This window comes from Halomonas sp. AOP7-E1-9 (genome assembly GCF_052376035.1).
Lineage (GTDB): Bacteria > Pseudomonadota > Gammaproteobacteria > Pseudomonadales > Halomonadaceae > Vreelandella > Vreelandella citrativorans.
Map to the genome: position 1 here is coordinate 1 of NZ_JBQSVC010000050.1, position 14,970 is coordinate 14,970.

General features: G+C 49.6%; 19 protein-coding genes. 5 read left to right on the plus strand and 14 right to left on the minus strand.

The features are described from left to right. Positions 1-244 precede the first annotated feature (244 nt). From ACT3R4_RS17305 to poxB, 3 genes are read left to right on the plus strand one after another with little or no spacing between them, the layout of a single operon-like run. On the plus strand, positions 245-640 hold the full coding sequence (locus ACT3R4_RS17305; RefSeq protein ID WP_441680035.1) for a cupin domain-containing protein: 396 nt from the start codon (positions 245-247) through the stop codon (positions 638-640). Between the two features lie 21 nt (positions 641-661). After that, positions 662-2,164 carry a malate dehydrogenase (quinone) gene (gene mqo / locus ACT3R4_RS17310; RefSeq protein ID WP_441680037.1) on the plus strand — a complete coding sequence of 501 codons (1,503 nt, stop codon included), beginning with the start codon at positions 662-664 and terminating at the stop codon, positions 2,162-2,164. Between the two features lie 8 nt (positions 2,165-2,172). After that, entirely contained in the window at positions 2,173-3,909 is a 1,737-nt protein-coding gene (poxB, locus tag ACT3R4_RS17315; RefSeq protein ID WP_441680039.1) for a ubiquinone-dependent pyruvate dehydrogenase, read from the plus strand. A 95-nt stretch (positions 3,910-4,004) separates the two neighbouring features. On the opposite strand, the gene ACT3R4_RS17320 is transcribed toward poxB, so the two are convergent. From ACT3R4_RS17320 to ACT3R4_RS17345, 6 genes are all read right to left on the minus strand, one after another. Then, positions 4,005-4,487, minus strand: coding sequence for a YehS family protein (locus tag ACT3R4_RS17320; protein ID WP_087107629.1), 483 nt, complete (start codon positions 4,485-4,487; stop codon positions 4,005-4,007). An 85-nt stretch (positions 4,488-4,572) separates the two neighbouring features. Next, the gene (locus ACT3R4_RS17325) at positions 4,573-4,995 is read right to left on the minus strand and encodes a tetratricopeptide repeat protein (RefSeq protein ID WP_441680067.1); all 423 of its coding nucleotides are present in this window, start codon (positions 4,993-4,995) and stop codon (positions 4,573-4,575) included. 180 nt (positions 4,996-5,175) lie between these two features. Further along, on the minus strand, positions 5,176-5,451 hold the full coding sequence (locus ACT3R4_RS17330) for a putative quinol monooxygenase (protein WP_441680041.1): 276 nt from the start codon (positions 5,449-5,451) through the stop codon (positions 5,176-5,178). 13 nt (positions 5,452-5,464) lie between these two features. Further along, positions 5,465-5,911: a GNAT family N-acetyltransferase gene (locus ACT3R4_RS17335; protein ID WP_441680043.1), complete on the minus strand. Its 447-nt coding sequence runs from the start codon at positions 5,909-5,911 to the stop codon at positions 5,465-5,467. A gap of 368 nt (positions 5,912-6,279) precedes the next feature. Continuing rightward, complete coding sequence (locus tag ACT3R4_RS17340; RefSeq protein WP_441680045.1) at positions 6,280-6,840, minus strand: flavodoxin family protein; 561 nt, start codon at positions 6,838-6,840, stop codon at positions 6,280-6,282. 45 nt (positions 6,841-6,885) lie between these two features. Then, positions 6,886-7,311 carry a VOC family protein gene (locus ACT3R4_RS17345; RefSeq protein ID WP_441680047.1) on the minus strand — a complete coding sequence of 142 codons (426 nt, stop codon included), beginning with the start codon at positions 7,309-7,311 and terminating at the stop codon, positions 6,886-6,888. Positions 7,312-7,406: 95 nt separating this feature from the next. On the opposite strand from ACT3R4_RS17345, the gene soxR reads away from it, so the two are divergent. Beyond that, positions 7,407-7,883, plus strand: coding sequence for a redox-sensitive transcriptional activator SoxR (soxR, locus tag ACT3R4_RS17350; RefSeq protein WP_441680049.1), 477 nt, complete (start codon positions 7,407-7,409; stop codon positions 7,881-7,883). A gap of 122 nt (positions 7,884-8,005) precedes the next feature. Here soxR and sugE read toward each other — a convergent pair whose 3' ends face one another. Further along, complete coding sequence (gene sugE, locus ACT3R4_RS17355; protein ID WP_441680051.1) at positions 8,006-8,323, minus strand: quaternary ammonium compound efflux SMR transporter SugE; 318 nt, start codon at positions 8,321-8,323, stop codon at positions 8,006-8,008. 223 nt (positions 8,324-8,546) lie between these two features. Between sugE and ACT3R4_RS17360 the strand changes: the two genes are divergently transcribed. Continuing rightward, on the plus strand, positions 8,547-9,734 hold the full coding sequence (locus ACT3R4_RS17360) for a DEAD/DEAH box helicase (RefSeq protein WP_441680053.1): 1,188 nt from the start codon (positions 8,547-8,549) through the stop codon (positions 9,732-9,734). Between the two features lie 134 nt (positions 9,735-9,868). On the opposite strand, the gene rho is transcribed toward ACT3R4_RS17360, so the two are convergent. From rho to ACT3R4_RS17395, 7 genes are all read right to left on the minus strand, one after another. Continuing rightward, on the minus strand, positions 9,869-10,828 hold the full coding sequence (rho, locus tag ACT3R4_RS17365; RefSeq protein ID WP_441680055.1) for a transcription termination factor Rho: 960 nt from the start codon (positions 10,826-10,828) through the stop codon (positions 9,869-9,871). A 309-nt stretch (positions 10,829-11,137) separates the two neighbouring features. Beyond that, positions 11,138-12,064 (minus strand): 5'-nucleotidase, encoded by a 927-nt coding sequence (locus ACT3R4_RS17370; RefSeq protein WP_441680057.1) that lies wholly within the window; start codon positions 12,062-12,064, stop codon positions 11,138-11,140. Positions 12,065-12,135: 71 nt separating this feature from the next. Next, positions 12,136-13,089 carry a hypothetical protein gene (locus ACT3R4_RS17375; RefSeq protein WP_441680059.1) on the minus strand — a complete coding sequence of 318 codons (954 nt, stop codon included), beginning with the start codon at positions 13,087-13,089 and terminating at the stop codon, positions 12,136-12,138. 32 nt (positions 13,090-13,121) lie between these two features. Further along, entirely contained in the window at positions 13,122-13,592 is a 471-nt protein-coding gene (locus ACT3R4_RS17380) for a GNAT family N-acetyltransferase (RefSeq protein ID WP_441680061.1), read from the minus strand. Between the two features lie 108 nt (positions 13,593-13,700). Then, positions 13,701-13,919 (minus strand): DUF6500 family protein, encoded by a 219-nt coding sequence (locus ACT3R4_RS17385; protein WP_441680062.1) that lies wholly within the window; start codon positions 13,917-13,919, stop codon positions 13,701-13,703. A 132-nt stretch (positions 13,920-14,051) separates the two neighbouring features. After that, positions 14,052-14,357 carry a hypothetical protein gene (locus ACT3R4_RS17390; protein WP_441680064.1) on the minus strand — a complete coding sequence of 102 codons (306 nt, stop codon included), beginning with the start codon at positions 14,355-14,357 and terminating at the stop codon, positions 14,052-14,054. Positions 14,358-14,452: 95 nt separating this feature from the next. Next, positions 14,453-14,970: hypothetical protein (locus tag ACT3R4_RS17395; RefSeq protein ID WP_496201249.1), on the minus strand; the 518-nt coding region annotated here is incomplete at its 5' end.

Sequence of the window (14,970 nt, forward strand, 5' to 3'; positions counted from 1 at the left end):
TAGAGCCTGCCAGAGATAATTGGCGGTTAACAAGAAAAGCGCCAACTCCTTTTTTATAAAAAGAATAGCGGCATGGAGTCCCCAGCCCATGCCCATATTTAAATTATCAAATCCACTTCACCTTAAGCATAAATTTAGCTTTGGTCACGCATCTTATTTCACAAAATCCGAACTAGTATTTACACTCAGATGATTGCTCTATTTTTCATCACGTTTTGTCACTACTCACAATCAGGAGTCAGTAATGTTCCGATGTGTAAGGTTATGGACAGGCAGTAACCATCAATCGTGTTTTGAAGAAGGCTGGATTGATCTTCCCAAAGGCGAGCGCCACGACTCGCTCAGCGATGTCATCGAAACGACCAGCATCTCCTTTCGCGAAACAAGCGAAGGCGGTAGCTTTAGTTGGCATGACGCTCCCAACCGTCAATTCGTCTTAACGCTCAGCGGCACACTCACTTTCGAGACGCGCACGGGTGACTCATTCACGCTGCACCCCGGCGACATTTTATTGGCGGAAGACACCACAGGCGGCGGCCACCGCTGGCATCTAATCGATAACCAACCCTGGCGACGCGTGTATGCCATAGTGCCTCAGGATATCGATCTTCCCTTTATCAGCGCATCAAGTAAGTGTTGAGTTCCTAAGCGGAGAACGTTCATGCCTACATCAACACAGATTCCCGAGCGGGCTGATATTGTAATGATCGGCGCGGGCATCATGAGTGCCACACTGGCAACTCTTCTCAAAGAGCTAGAACCTTCACTCAAGATTGTGGTGCTGGAAACACTGAAAGATTGCGCCCAGGAAAGCTCCAATGGTTGGAATAACGCAGGTACCGGGCATGCCGCCAACTGCGAAATGAACTACACCCCTGCTCGCTCAGACGGCACGGTTGATATCAGCAAGGCGCTGGAGGTCAACACAGAGTTCGATATTTCACGCCAACTCTGGACCTATCTGGTCAAGAAAGGGGCCATTCCCAACCCACAAGCATTTATTAATCCCTGCCCGCACATGAGCTTTGTCTGGGGCGAGGATAACGTCAACTATCTACGCCAGCGCTTTAAACAGATGTCATCGCACCACTGCTATCGCGGGATGGAATATAGCGAAGACCCCGCGCAGATTGAGCAATGGACTCCACTCATCATGGAAGGACGCAGCGATGGCGAGCCCGTCGCGGCGACGCGCATCGTATCAGGGTCTGATGTCGACTACGGTGCGCTTACTCACCTGCTGTTCGGCCATTTGGCGCAGCAATCAGGATTTGAAATCCACTACTTAAAGCACGTGCAGGACATTGCGCGACAGAATGACGGCACTTGGCGCGTGGAAATGCACGATTCGCATAGCAAGCAGAAAGGGAGCATTCAGGCCGAGTTTGTCTTTATTGGTGCAGGTGGCGGCGCTATTGAACTGCTGCAAAAATCCGGCATTCCTGAAGGGCATGGCTACGGCGGCTTCCCCGTCAGCGGTATTTGGTTACGCTGCGATATAGACAGCATTAGTGAACGCCATCACGCCAAGGTGTACGGCAAGGCAGCCCATGGCTCGCCCCCCATGTCAGTCCCCCACCTGGACACACGCCTTATTGGTGATAAAAAATCGCTGCTCTTCGGCCCTTACGCCGGTTTTTCATCTCGCTTTCTCAAGCAAGGCTCTCTTACGGATATGTTCCGTTCGGTACGGCCCGATAATGTGCTTCCCATGCTTGATGTTGCAAAGGATAACTGGCAACTAACGGAGTATCTGGTCTCCCAGGTACTGCAGAGCAAGAGCCACCAATTTGAGATGCTGCGCCAATACTACCCAATGGCACGCCATCACGATTGGACCCACGCCGTAGCGGGTCAGCGCGTGCAAATCATTAAACCCAGCCATGAAAAAGCCGGTGTTTTGGAGTTTGGCACCGAGCTAATCGCCTCATCCAATCACTCCCTCGCAGCGTTACTAGGCGCTTCGCCTGGCGCATCAACGGCGGCCTTTATCGCGCTAGAGGTATTGGAGAAATGCTTTGCCGATAAGCTAACCAATGATGGCTGGCTCCCCCAACTCAAGACGATCATTCCCACCTACGGCGTCGACCTTAAAACGGATAAAGAGGCCTGCTACGACACGCGCAAGCAAACAGCCGCAACGTTAAACCTGGACTTTGTTTGAGGTCTCTCATGTCTATCAAAAACGTATCTGATTTAGTGATCGAAACGCTGGTGGAAAGCGGTATTGAGCGGATCTATGGCGTTGTCGGCGACAGCCTCAACGGCCTCACTGAGGCCATACGTGAGCGGCCCAGCATCGAATGGGTGGGCCTGCGGCATGAGGAAGTTGCCGCATTCGCGGCCAGCGGCGAATCACAACTAACCGGTAGCCTGGCCGTTTGTGCAGGCTCTTGCGGCCCCGGCAACCTGCACCTTATCAACGGTTTGTTCGATGCCCACCGCACGCGCACGCCGGTGCTGGCCATTGCCGCGCATATTCCCTCGTCAGAGATCGGCGGCGGCTATTTTCAGGAAACCCACCCCCAAGAACTGTTTCGTGAATGCAGCCACTACTGTGAGCTGGTCTCCGACGCCAGCCAATTACCTTATGTGCTGGACAATGCCATTCGCGCCGCCGTTGGGCAGCGTGGCGTTGCGGTCGTGGTGCTGCCTGGTGATGTTGCGCTGCGCGCCTCACCGGTTAAAACGGTAACGCCGCGCCATGGCTTATTACCACCCTCACCACGCGTGGTGCCCGCCAAAACCGAAGTGGAAGCACTCGCCAAACTGCTCAATGATGCAGAGCGCATCACGCTCTTCGTTGGCCGGGGCTGTGCCGGTTCACACGCCCAGCTAATGCAATTGGCCGATGCGCTTAAAAGTCCCATCGTGCACGCACTCGGCGGCAAAGAGCATGTCGAATATGACAACCCCTATGATGCTGGCATGACCGGCTTCATCGGGTTCTCATCAGGTTACGCGGCCATGCAGGAGTGCGACCTGCTGCTGATGCTGGGCACGGATTTTCCGTATAAACAGTTTTTACCGCAAAAGACCAACGTCGTGCAGGTCGATATTCGCCCTGAAAACCTGGGCAGGCGTGCCAAGCTGGCATTGGGCGTGGTCGGCGATATCGGGTTAACCATTGAAGCCATTCTGACGGCGCTTCATACGCGCAGTGACCGGCACTTTCTGGATGCAGCGCTGGCCCACTACGTTAAGGCGCGCGAAGGCCTGGACAAACAGGCGCAGAATCACTCAGGCCACTCGCCTATACATCCACAGTACCTTGCGCGCTTGTTGAGCGAAAAAGCCAATGAGGATGCGATTTTTACTGCCGATGTAGGAACGTGCACGGTCTGGTCGGCACGCTACCTTAAAATGAACGGACAACGTCGCCTTATCGGCTCGTTCTCGCATGGCTCGATGGCTAACGCCATGCCTCAGGCGATCGGCATTCAGTACGCGCAGCCGGGTCGGCAAGTTATTACGTTCTCCGGTGACGGTGGCCTTTCAATGCTGATGGGCGATTTACTGTCACTCAAGCAGCACAACATCCCAATCAAAATCGTCATCTTTAATAATGGGGTGCTCGGCTTCGTCGCGCTTGAAATGAAAGCAGCCGGTTTCATTAACACGGGCGTAGACCTGGATAATCCCGACTTTGCTGCCGTCGCAAGCGCAATGGGCATTTATGCCCGCCGTGTTGAAAACCCTGACGAGCTGGCCGATGCCATCGATAGCGTATTAGCCCACGATGGCCCCGCCGTGCTTGATGTAGTGACAGCCAAACAAGAGCTGGTACTGCCGCCTACCATCGGCATGGAGCAAGTCAAAGGGTTTAGCCTCTGGGGGCTACGTGCCGTCATGGATGGCAGCATGCACGAAGTAATTGATCTGGCCAAAACCAACCTGCTAAAGCGTTAAGTTCTGTTTAAAAAACGCTTAAAAGCAAATGGCCATTCGCATTGAATGGCCATTTTTTACTTCTGAACCCTGTAAATCACAGCGGCGTGACAACCTCAGACTTCTTCTGAACCCTTGGATTCAGGGCGTTGCTGGAACTGAAGGCCCATTAAAAAATTACGCAACACCTGGTCTTTACACTCGCGATAATTTTTATGGGTAGGCTTGCGAAAGAAAGCGCTTAACTCATGGTTGCTTAACCGAAACTCAGCCTGCTCAAAAATAGCTAAAATATCATCGGCTTTTAAATTCAGCGCAATGCGCAGCTTCTGGAACACCATATTGTTGTTCAAGTTGCTTTCTGGCGCGGGCTGCTCGCCGTCGCGCTTCCCACGCTTATAGCTAATAAATCCGTTAAGAAACGCGGCCAACTCGCGGTCTCTCATCTTGAGGAATTTTTCGTCTTCCTCCTTTTTCAGCCACCCGGACACCTGCTCCTCAGATACAGTGAACTCTGCCAGCGCGAAAACTTTCAATACGGCAGTATCTTTTAAATCAAAGCAGTACCGGATACGGCGAAAAATATCATTATTGGTCAAACGACAGCTCCTGGTCTTAGGAAAACCCAGCACAATCCCGTTGGATGTGCATTTATCAAGATCATCATGGTAACAACAAAGCCCGCTATTTCGCTGTCAGTTTTTCAAGCAGCTCATCAATTTCTGCTTTCAAATCTTTATCTTCAATCTTGTTGGCGCTGATTTTGGCATTTTGCAGATGTTTAATAGCAGCCTCTTCCTGGCCCAACTCAACCTGCAGGGTCGCCATTGAAAAACCGATAGACGACAGGTGGTCTTTAGCATTGGCGACCTCGGCTTTGTGAAGCGCCTTTTCATACATCACCAGCGCGTCATCCAGCTCTTCGGTAAAATCCGCCAGCGTTTCCCACTGCTCTGGATGATCCTTATCGGTATCTTCATGCTCAATACAAATGGCGTTCAGCTCTGCATAAAGCGAATCAAACGCCTCTCGATCTTCCTTCTCTGCCGCCTTCATCAGTTTTTCAGCCAACTCATAAACGGCCTTGTAAATTTTGGTATTGATCACGTCAGCTACCTTCAACAGTAAAATGAGAATCGACTGATAAACTCGCCGATACGACCCGATATGCGCGCCCACACTACGGCAATTGGCGATAGGGCGCATTATACCCATGAAGCACCCTCTTGAAGGCTTTTACGACAGTAACGTCGAGTTGGTGATAGAAAAACAGCCATACGACTCAGGCTATTCAAATACTTCGTAATGACGTTTCACGTTACGGGTTAGCTTACCCCAGTCAGAACTTGCCACCCGCTGCTGATGCTGTTCAAAGGCCTTGCGGTCAATAAATTCCTCATAAACATCAAAACGGCACGGGTCAGTTTTATCCTGGATGACCTTAAACGTTATGCAGCCTGGCTCCTCAAGAGTGAGTTGGCGGTGAATGACAAGCTCGTCTTCCACAGCTTCAAGGTCCCTACCGGGAACTTTAATAAACCCTTTTAAGGTTACTTTTGCCACTGAACTCACCTTTTTATAGCGTTACGTACAGCCGCAACGCGTCTTGATGCTGTATGCCATCTTCAAGAATCGGCTCAGGGTAATTATTCAGAAAATAGTTTTTAACCACATGATCAACTCTAAACCCATGGCGTTGGTAATAGGTCAGCTGATATCCAAAAGTGCCGGTGCTTAATTCCACACGCTGTATTTTTTTGCTGACTAGCTCAGACAAGGCAAAGCTCAGCAGCCCAGAACCAAGGCCCTGCTGCTGAAATTTCGGGTAAACCGAGATATTAAATATTTCAGCGATCTCGGTGTTAATAGGTTTTGTGACACAGGCACCAACGACGTTTCCGTTTAGCTTTGCCGCGAAGCACCAAGCGCCATCCAGATAAGATGCGATGCTCTGTTCAGAAGGATCGGCTTCCAGTAAAAGCTGGGTGGGAACGTCGCTGGCATTGACTTCTAGATAGTCCATTCTTATCTCAAGCCCATAACGATGGAGATTAGTACCGCTGAGTTACAGCATTCATGGCAGCCCTTATTGGCTACCCATGTACTCCAAAATTTCATACGAGTAGGCATATTTAAATGCCTCTGTGATGTCGATTCCTATTTCAGAATAAAGGCAGTACGATAATTATGCCTGTAACCCCGTGCACCCTTGCATGTTCCACCACACTTTAGTGCCACTTCCTAGAAAGCTTTAACTCCATCTTATGTTTTGGCGCGAGATGCTTACAAAGCTCACCATTCATTTAACACATGCCATAGTCATTGAGTGGTTAGGCAGTGTGTCCTCTTCCTCATAGCCTTCCCTTTTCATAAATTGGCACTTTTCCTCCTTCACGCCGCGAGCTTTTGAGCGGTTTGCACTACCCGCTGACCTAAATAACGCGCAGTAAGTAAGTCCGTTTCATTGAGATCAGTATCCACGGAATGGGCAATAAGTCCGGACTGTGCACCAAGCCTGTTACGCATTGCAGGATCATAGTTGCCCGGTGTATCCAGACCCACCCAAAACATACCGTGCTGACTAGCGAACACTTGCAAGTACTGAATGGTACTCAGTTGATCACCACTTAAGTTAGCACCAATGGTAAAACCAGCGGCAATTTTGTTTGCCCATGCTTGCCTTGCCCACCACTCACTTGTGGCATCCGTAAACGCTTTAAACTGTGCTGATACGCAGCCCATATAAGTAGGTGAGCCAAAGATAATCGCATCAGCATTATCGAGTTGCCGCAGCAGCTCGATGTTACGAAAACGCCCTTCAACAATATCGGCGCCAACAATTTCTACTGCGACCACTTCAACACCAGGTTCCATTGCAGCACCTGATGCAATCGAGTGGGCCAGCTTTTTGGTAGTGCCTGTTACAGAATGAAAAATCACGACGACCTTCACTACATTATCCCCCTTCCGTTGCTCTGATTCTTTCTACACTGCTGGTTACAACGCATCACGATTTAAATTACGTTCTGCCGGGATGTCGCTCAGATACTCAACAAACTCCACCTCAAACCCCGCTGGGTCAACGAAGTAAACGTTTTTACGAAACGGCTCGGTGGCACCCGGTTTGGCAACGGCAAAGCCCGCGTTATTTAATCGAGCCACTACGGCATCCAGGTTATCGGTCACGTAGGCAAAGTGGGCCAAACCCACACTATGGCCTTCCAGCGCTCGGTTCTGCCCTTCGCCATGGTCGCTTAACGCCAGGTAATGTTTGTCATCACCAAAGTGCACCCATTTGCGTGGCTTGCCGTACCACTCACCCTGCCCCTCATCGCGTATATGCCAGTGTGGGAAGGCAGCGCGGTAAAACTCCAGCATGGCATTCATATCAGCAACGACCAGATTCACGTGTTCCAGGTACATATTGTTCTCCTTGCGTGGGTTCGGATAAAAGGTTAAAACCTCAACCCAAGTTGAGGTAAAGCTTTTTTTGAACCAGAAGAAAAACGGGAGCGAGAATGGCAGAGGCAAACTGGAGTGTCGGCAAAGTCGCCAAGCGCTGCGGCATTAATATCAGCGCCCTGCACTTTTACGAACAGCAGGGACTAATTCAAAGCTCGCGCAATGCGGGCAACCAACGCCGCTATAAACCGGAGGTGCTAAGGCGCATTTCAGTGATTAAAGCCGCGCAAAAAGTGGGCGTCAGCCTGGACGAGGTCAAGCAAGCTTTCGAGTCACTGCCCAATAACCGCACCCCCACGGTGGAAGATTGGCAGCAACTTTCCAAGAACTGGCAGCGCATGCTGGATGGCCGCATTGCCTACCTGCAAACGCTGCGCAATAACCTAAGCGGCTGTATCGGCTGCCGCTGTTTGAGCATGACCCGCTGCCCGCTGTATAACCCGGATGATGAGTTGGCGGAGGCAGGTAGTGGCCCAGTGCTTTTGGATCAGGCGGAGGAGCGGGCTGCCATGATCAGGCGTCATGAACAATAACGGTGGCATTAACAGAGCAGATTTCGACAACGTGCTTTCGACAACGTACCTCCGGTGGTCTTTCGGGTAGCGCGCCCCGGTACGCTTAATGAACGGGCAGCCACTAGCGGTTTCCATGAATATCAGGCGTGGGCGAGTTTAAGCCCGACAAGCCCCGCAACGATCAGCGTTAAACTCATTAGTTTGAGTACGCCCAAAGATTCGCCAAACAGCACGATGCCTAAAATGGCCGTCCCCACTGCGCCAATCCCTACCCATATCGCGTAAGCGGTACCCACGGGCAGGGTTTTCAGCGCCAGGCCCAGCAGTAGAAAACTCGCCACTAGCGAAAGTAGCGTCCAGGCAGTCGGCCAGGGTTTTGTAAAGCCCACCGAATATTTCAGCCCGATGGCCCAGCCGATCTCCAAAAGGCCCGCTACAAACAATATAAACCAGCTCATGCATTCCTCTTCATCGATTGCGTAATCAATTCTCTGACTCGATTATCTCATAATGGCGCACGGCGTTGCGGGACAGCCTGCCCTATTCGGAATTTGAATGCGGAGCAGCAAGGCATGTGCAAAGCGCACGCAACACGGTAAATCAGCGCTACTACAAGCACTACGTTATACTGCGGCATATTTTCATTTCGACACCCCTTACGACATCCCGTCAGAGCCCCCTATGTCATTTGCAAAACTAGGCTTATCCAGCCCACTTGTTCAAGCGATTACCGAACTTGGTTACAAAGCCCCAACGCCCATTCAGGAACAGGCGATTCCTGCCATTCTTTCGGGTAACGATTTAATCGCCACCGCACAAACCGGAACAGGCAAAACCGCTGCCTTCGTTCTGCCTCTGCTGGAAAGATTCACTACAGCGGGAACGCTACGCGGCAAACGCATCCGTGCGTTGATTCTCGTACCGACCCGTGAGCTAGCGGTTCAGGTTGAAGCCAGCGTGGCTCAATACGCTAAACATCTGCACTTAACATCTATGGCGGTGTATGGCGGTGTGGATAGCGAACCTCAAAAACAGCGATTAATTGAAGGGGTTGATATCCTCGTCGCCACACCGGGCAGATTGCTGGATTTGGCGCATCAGCGTGCGCTGCACTTTGATGAACTCAAAGCCATGGTGTTGGACGAAGCGGACAGAATGGTCGACATGGGTTTTGTCGACGATATCAACAAAATCATAGAACGCCTGCCTGAAAACCGTCAGAACCTGCTGTTTTCGGCCACCATGAATGGCGACGTTCGGGCGCTGGCCTACGGTTTTTCAGACAGCAAGATGACCGACCTGGCGTCTGAAATATCCATTTCTCCCAACATTCGCGCCGCCGCTAATATCAAACAATGGCTAATCACAGTAGATAAAGACACCAAGTCCGCCCTGCTGAGCCACCTGATTAACGAGCAAGCGTGGGATCAGGCGCTTATTTTTATCGAGAAAAAACACGGCGCGGCCAAGCTGGTTGACCAACTCGCAAAGCGTGGCATCAAAGCGGATTCCATTCATGGCGACAGAAGCCAGGCCATGCGTGAAAAGATTTTGGCGCAGTTCAAATCTGGCGAGCTAAAGTACCTGGTCGCCACAGGGGTTGCCGCGCGGGGGTTGGATATTGGCGAGCTAAGCCGTGTAGTGAATTACGATTTACCCTTTCAGCCAGAAGAGTACATTCACCGTATTGGCCGAACCGGCCGTGCGGGCGCCTCAGGTGAAGCCATCTCGTTTGTCGCCTTGGCTGACTTTAAAAATCTTTGCGCCATTGAAAGGCGGTTAAACAGCATCATTGAGCGTAAAGAAATTGAAGGCTTTCCGGTTCGAAAAGTAGTGCCCGCTTCAAACCTGAACTTTAAGAAAAAGTAATCGTTAAACCTTACCAATGAAGCTCACCTCTTAACGAATAAAAGGTGAGCTTCTCTGCTAAAGGCGTTTGCAATTAAGGCCTGTTTTACCAAGCCATGGGTAAGCAGTGTGGCCGTTAAAGGTCTTCCTGATGACTAGGCTGAGCCTGGTGAAAACGCGTCCAATAGCTCGGCATTGGTTGGATATTTCTCCAATAAATCAAATAACTTCTGCGCGCCTTCCACTGGTTTAAGTTGTGTCAACGCTCTACGCAATGTGCGTACTTTTTCCATGTCTTTTGCCTCAATCAAAAGTTCTTCTCGACGGGTACTGCTTTTGGCAATATCTATCGCGGGGAAGATGCGTTGATTGGCCACCTCGCGTGACAGTACGATCTCCATATTGCCCGTGCCCTTGAACTCCTCGAAAATCACCTGATCCATGCGGCTTCCCGTATCCACCAGCACGGTAGCCAGAATGGTGAGCGACCCGCCGTTTTCGATCTTTCGCGCGGCGCCAAACAGCTTGCGCGGTATTTCCATCGCTCGGGCATCCAGCCCACCCGACATGGTGCGGCCATTGCCCCGCTGCTCGGCGTTATGAACGCGTGAAAGCCTTGTCAGCGAATCGATCACGATCATTACATCGTGCCCCTCACCCGCTTGCTTGCGCGCTGTTTTAAGGAGCTTATCGGCCATACGCACATGGTGTGTGTAGGTTTCATCTGAAGAGGATGCATGTACCTCTGCCGACACGCTGCGTTTGAAGTCCGTCACCTCTTCAGGGCGCTCGTCGATCAGCAAGGCGTACAATTTTATGTCCGGGTGCGCCTCCGCCACGGCTTGGCAGATATGTTTCAACAGCGTCGTCTTGCCGGAGCCTGGGGGTGCCACGATCAAGCCACGCTGGCCCATGCCGATGGGCGTGATCAAATCCATCGCTCGTACGCTGCGCTGGCTGGAACCCGCTTCTAAATAAATGCGTGGGGAAGGATGAATAGCGACGCCATTTAAAAAACGCTTTTCGGGGTCATCGGGGTATTGATCTTCAACGTCATCAGAGGGCTTGGCCTCTTGCTGCCTTTTGACCTTCAAGCTTAGTGTTTTTCTCGTCATAAGATTGGTGGATCGCCTTGGGTAAGCAGGGGTTATAGAGTACTGAATTTATCAAATAGCTGCATCATAGACAGCCGAGCAGTCGCACCGTTGCTGCTCTGAGCATGGAAAACGGATAAGTCTAGCTTGTGCTCAATCAGAAAATACACCGCGTACTCAAAGGTACTGGGTTGGAACTTGGACTTAGTAGTTGATCACCACTATGGGGGCTGATCGTAATTATAAGACTAGAAGCGCGTCATGTTGGCCACTCCTAGTCTGTTTTTCGATCTTACCAAAACTTAGGCGGCAGATTACTCTGAGGCCGACCTAGGCTTGATTAGTAACACCAAACGGAATGTGGACAGATGGAACAACAGCACTCGCAGACTTAAGATGAGCGGACTGATCATCGAAGAATATGTGAGGCTTGAGTACACCTAAGATTCTGCCTTTTTCAATACCGCCAAGAAAAAATGCGTCATTGGCCATTATGCCCCAACTCTTCAAAGTTTTTAGGGCTCGTTCGTGCGATGGCGCGTTACGAGCCGTGACGATAGAAACGCGAATTCGATTCTCATAGTCAGGGTTCTGCTTCTTATACGACTCTTCGGCTGACTGGATTTTTGAAATGCGAACCAAGAACTCCTTAAGCGGCCCCGGATTATGGGGCTGCATGACGTTCTTGACCTCATGATCATGGAAGGCCGTGAGGCCGGACGCCTGCATTACTGTCTCGGACTCGTCTCCCGCAAGGACTCCATCGAAGTCGAACGCAATGCGAAGTGTCTTGTCGTTCTCATCATCGTCAAACTTTGAATCGAGAACCTGTCCAGCAGGATGCTCTAAGCTAATAGCAGCTTCAATATCAGGTTTATGACCGGATAGAAACAAGGCAATATTGAGTGCTGGAATGTACTCATACGGGGAACGCCCCTGCATGAATATCGCTCTAGTCATTCCTAATCCATAGTGTTCAATGGTTTTCATGACACGTAACCCAGTGTCTGGATCATTACGTGAAAGTAATACCACTTCAACCAGTGGATCGGATGAATCGAGGTCGTTTAGCGCAAGAAGACGCTTGATAAATGGGTAGGCGATGCCCTTAGGTAGCGGGACGTCTAGGTTCTTCTCTTGATATTTTCGGTACTCCTCTTCGCCATCACTCCGGAAAACTGCGTCGGATTCACTAAGGTCAAAAACCGCGCTTGATGCAACCCCAATAACTAGTCTGTTTTCAAGCTCGTATGGCATTAATTTCCTTCCTTATGTTGTCGCTGTCGCATAATACTTAACTCAGCGAGCGTCGCAGGCGTCCGTTGCAGTTATTTGTTATATTTATTTGGCAAGGGGCAGTCATAGTTGATATCAATCATATCCAAATTTGTGATCGAAAAATTAGCATACTTTACCCCTTTCATAGATTCATTTTCTTCCGGTTTTCCATAGATAAAGACAAAAGCGGTTGGTTTTTCTTTCTGAACGATCTTCTCCAACCGTGTAGTTACAAGTTTTTTAACCTTATAGCTATCAATTAGACGATCACCCACCATTACTGTAGTTATAAAGCCCTCTTCTGACTTTTTGAAGTTCTTTTTAAACTTAACCTGGTAACCATAACCAGAAGATAGCCTATTGACATATGCCCATCCGTAATAGATAACAGGATAATCTGGAAGCACTTCTAAGTCTTGCTCCCAAATACATTTGAATATGCTTTTATAGTGGACATCCCGGCCTTTAATATTTACTCGCCTATGCTCCAGTGAACCATCTTTCTTATAGCGTATATAACGACTTACAACAGACCTAACAGAATATATATTCCCAATACTGCCATTCTCTCTGAGACCAATATCCTTATGGCGCTTTATAAACTGAGGCTTTTTGACGGCCTTTTTATTTGGAAATTTACTTGCCTTTGGCTCATCGTAATAGGAGGCGGGTCTTTCCAGAAGAAACACATCAACGATAGATTCATCAACAGAGCGCCTCTCTTCTTTAACTAAAACTCCATCCTCGTATCGCAAGTCGAGGGGAACATTGTTAAAAATTTCGCAAGATTTACTGTGCGAACCGTAAATTCTAAAATGAGGAACCACTTTCATGTCTTGAACATCTTCGTCCAAGTTCGCACAGGTGACTTGAGCAGCACAATCAGACCCAGGGCATAGAAACTTCTTTTTATCTGTAATCAATCCCGACCAATAGAGATCATAGGCTCTATCAGGATCAAGATAATCATCAGCCTCAATGCTATAAGCTATATCTAACGGCAAAGTCTAATCTCCCTATGAATATAACGCCGCAATCACGCGCTTGTCGCGTGCATTGCCTTGTTAAGTTTGATTTCCATAGGCTGATAAGCCAAACCTGCCGACTCATCTGCTTCGCCTTTGCACTCAAATCCGTACTTTTCATACGCGGGAACTGAAGACAGGGACGCGCTGACCGTGACAGTTTCAACCTTCGCATACTTCAGGGCTGATGAAAGCAGCTTCCTACCAATACCTTTCTTCTGGCGTTCAGGGCTAATAAAAAGCATTGCAACGTGGCGACCTTCCTTGAGCTCGATTACGCCTTCGATTTTTCCATCAATTTCTGCGACCAGCATCAAGTTGTCGCTCTTCATTCTGTCAAGAAAGGCATTACTCGCAGCAATTTTCGAAAAGGTTGAAATCCCTTCCGCAGACAATGTGCCTGCAACTGACTGCAGAAACGAAGCCATGCAAATTGCAGTTACAGCTTCAAGGTCCTTCTCTTCCATTTCCCTGACTAACACCGAAATCTCCTAAGAACTTAACGCCCAAGCACAGCAGCACGAACGTAGTGAGTGTCCGGCGCCGCAGGCGCGCACTGATGCGACTTGTTATGTGATTTGCAGGTACAGCTAAACACCAGAATTCACCATATCTCTGATTTTCACCGCCTTTTCGAAATGATCTAATTTGTGAGTTTCAATCCACCACCGCGCTGCCTCCATAAGAACCTCCGGCTGGTCATTTCTATTTTTGAAGAAAGCGTAAAAGGACAGCCCGACTCCCGGCCCTTTCTGGGCGATTTTGTGATCGCATACTTCTACAATTTTATCTCTAAGCTCTTGCCTCAAAGCAGTATTCCTATGCTGGATTGATCACATAACGCCGAAGCACAGCGGCGACCTTGGAGTGGCGACGAAGGAGCCACGTAAAGGGCGTCCGGCGGCCTTCGGTCGCGAACTGCTGCGACTTGTTATACAAAACTACCACTCGAACTTGATCGATACCGTGTCACCATCAAGAGCTTTGTAATAGACCTTCGCACCTTGCTCGTGTGTAGTCTGCTCTAGTCTATGTAGTGCTGCTCGGACACTACCATCTATGGCCAGTACTGCTTTGACCTTTGCCAAATCGGTATCGCTCAAAATAGAGGGAGGGTACTCAGTCCAATCTTCGGGAGCCTCACTATCAGCGAAAATAGTGTTGGATTTATTAGCTTCAAATTCGATGTCTTGCTTGCTCTGAACCACTTGCCTGATGACTTGGCAGTTCTGCCCCTCAAATTTCATGGTACCCCCCTATTTTGTATAACGCCGCCATAAACGGCGGGAGTTTACGAGCGTCCGGTGACCGTAGGGAGCGAATTTAATGGCCTTGTTAAACATTAGCCGATGATAGAACCAGCGGCTGCACCTAGCACAGAAACAACAACTGGGTGAGTTAAAAATTTAGATAGCAAGGACTTGGCCTCTTCCTTTTCTGCTGGCGAAGCAGATGAAGACTCAATTTTCTTTACTAGAGCCTCAAAGGAATTAACTACGCTCTGAGAGTTGAAGTCGCCGATTTGAATTGATTGGGCGTTATTTATGTGAAAGTTCTGAACTGGTTTATGCTCCACAGGGGCGCCTCCTTTCTTGAATTTAATCTGATAGTGCGGCCCCATTCTTCCGACACCCGTATTGTAGAATGTTGCATCGGTTACAAAGCTGCGCTCATCTTTTCCGTTAGGCAATAAACGCAGAATACTATCGCCTTCTTCAACATCTGCCTTGGGATCATCAATGATGATAGTGCTGCCTGCAAACATTGCTTTATAAGGCCCCAAAACATCACCATTAGGTTTTTCAACCCTTGCATCCTCTCTTTTATTCATCAGGCTCACGATGTTCTCCTTGTATGTTT

Excerpts from the sequence above, each read along its gene's own strand:
- ACT3R4_RS17305 (WP_441680035.1), top strand. The coding sequence starts at position 245 with ATGTTCCGATGTGTAAGGTTATGGACAGGCAGTAACCATCAATCGTGT.
- mqo (WP_441680037.1), top strand. The coding sequence starts at position 662 with ATGCCTACATCAACACAGATTCCCGAGCGGGCTGATATTGTAATGATC.
- poxB (WP_441680039.1), top strand. The coding sequence starts at position 2,173 with ATGTCTATCAAAAACGTATCTGATTTAGTGATCGAAACGCTGGTGGAA.
- ACT3R4_RS17335 (WP_441680043.1), bottom strand. The coding sequence starts at position 5,911 with ATGGACTATCTAGAAGTCAATGCCAGCGACGTTCCCACCCAGCTTTTA.
- ACT3R4_RS17345 (WP_441680047.1), bottom strand. The coding sequence starts at position 7,311 with ATGTACCTGGAACACGTGAATCTGGTCGTTGCTGATATGAATGCCATG.
- soxR (WP_441680049.1), top strand. The coding sequence starts at position 7,407 with ATGGCAGAGGCAAACTGGAGTGTCGGCAAAGTCGCCAAGCGCTGCGGC.
- sugE (WP_441680051.1), bottom strand. The coding sequence starts at position 8,323 with ATGAGCTGGTTTATATTGTTTGTAGCGGGCCTTTTGGAGATCGGCTGG.
- ACT3R4_RS17360 (WP_441680053.1), top strand. The coding sequence starts at position 8,547 with ATGTCATTTGCAAAACTAGGCTTATCCAGCCCACTTGTTCAAGCGATT.
- rho (WP_441680055.1), bottom strand. The coding sequence starts at position 10,828 with ATGACGAGAAAAACACTAAGCTTGAAGGTCAAAAGGCAGCAAGAGGCC.
- ACT3R4_RS17370 (WP_441680057.1), bottom strand. The coding sequence starts at position 12,064 with ATGCCATACGAGCTTGAAAACAGACTAGTTATTGGGGTTGCATCAAGC.
- ACT3R4_RS17390 (WP_441680064.1), bottom strand. The coding sequence starts at position 14,357 with ATGAAATTTGAGGGGCAGAACTGCCAAGTCATCAGGCAAGTGGTTCAG.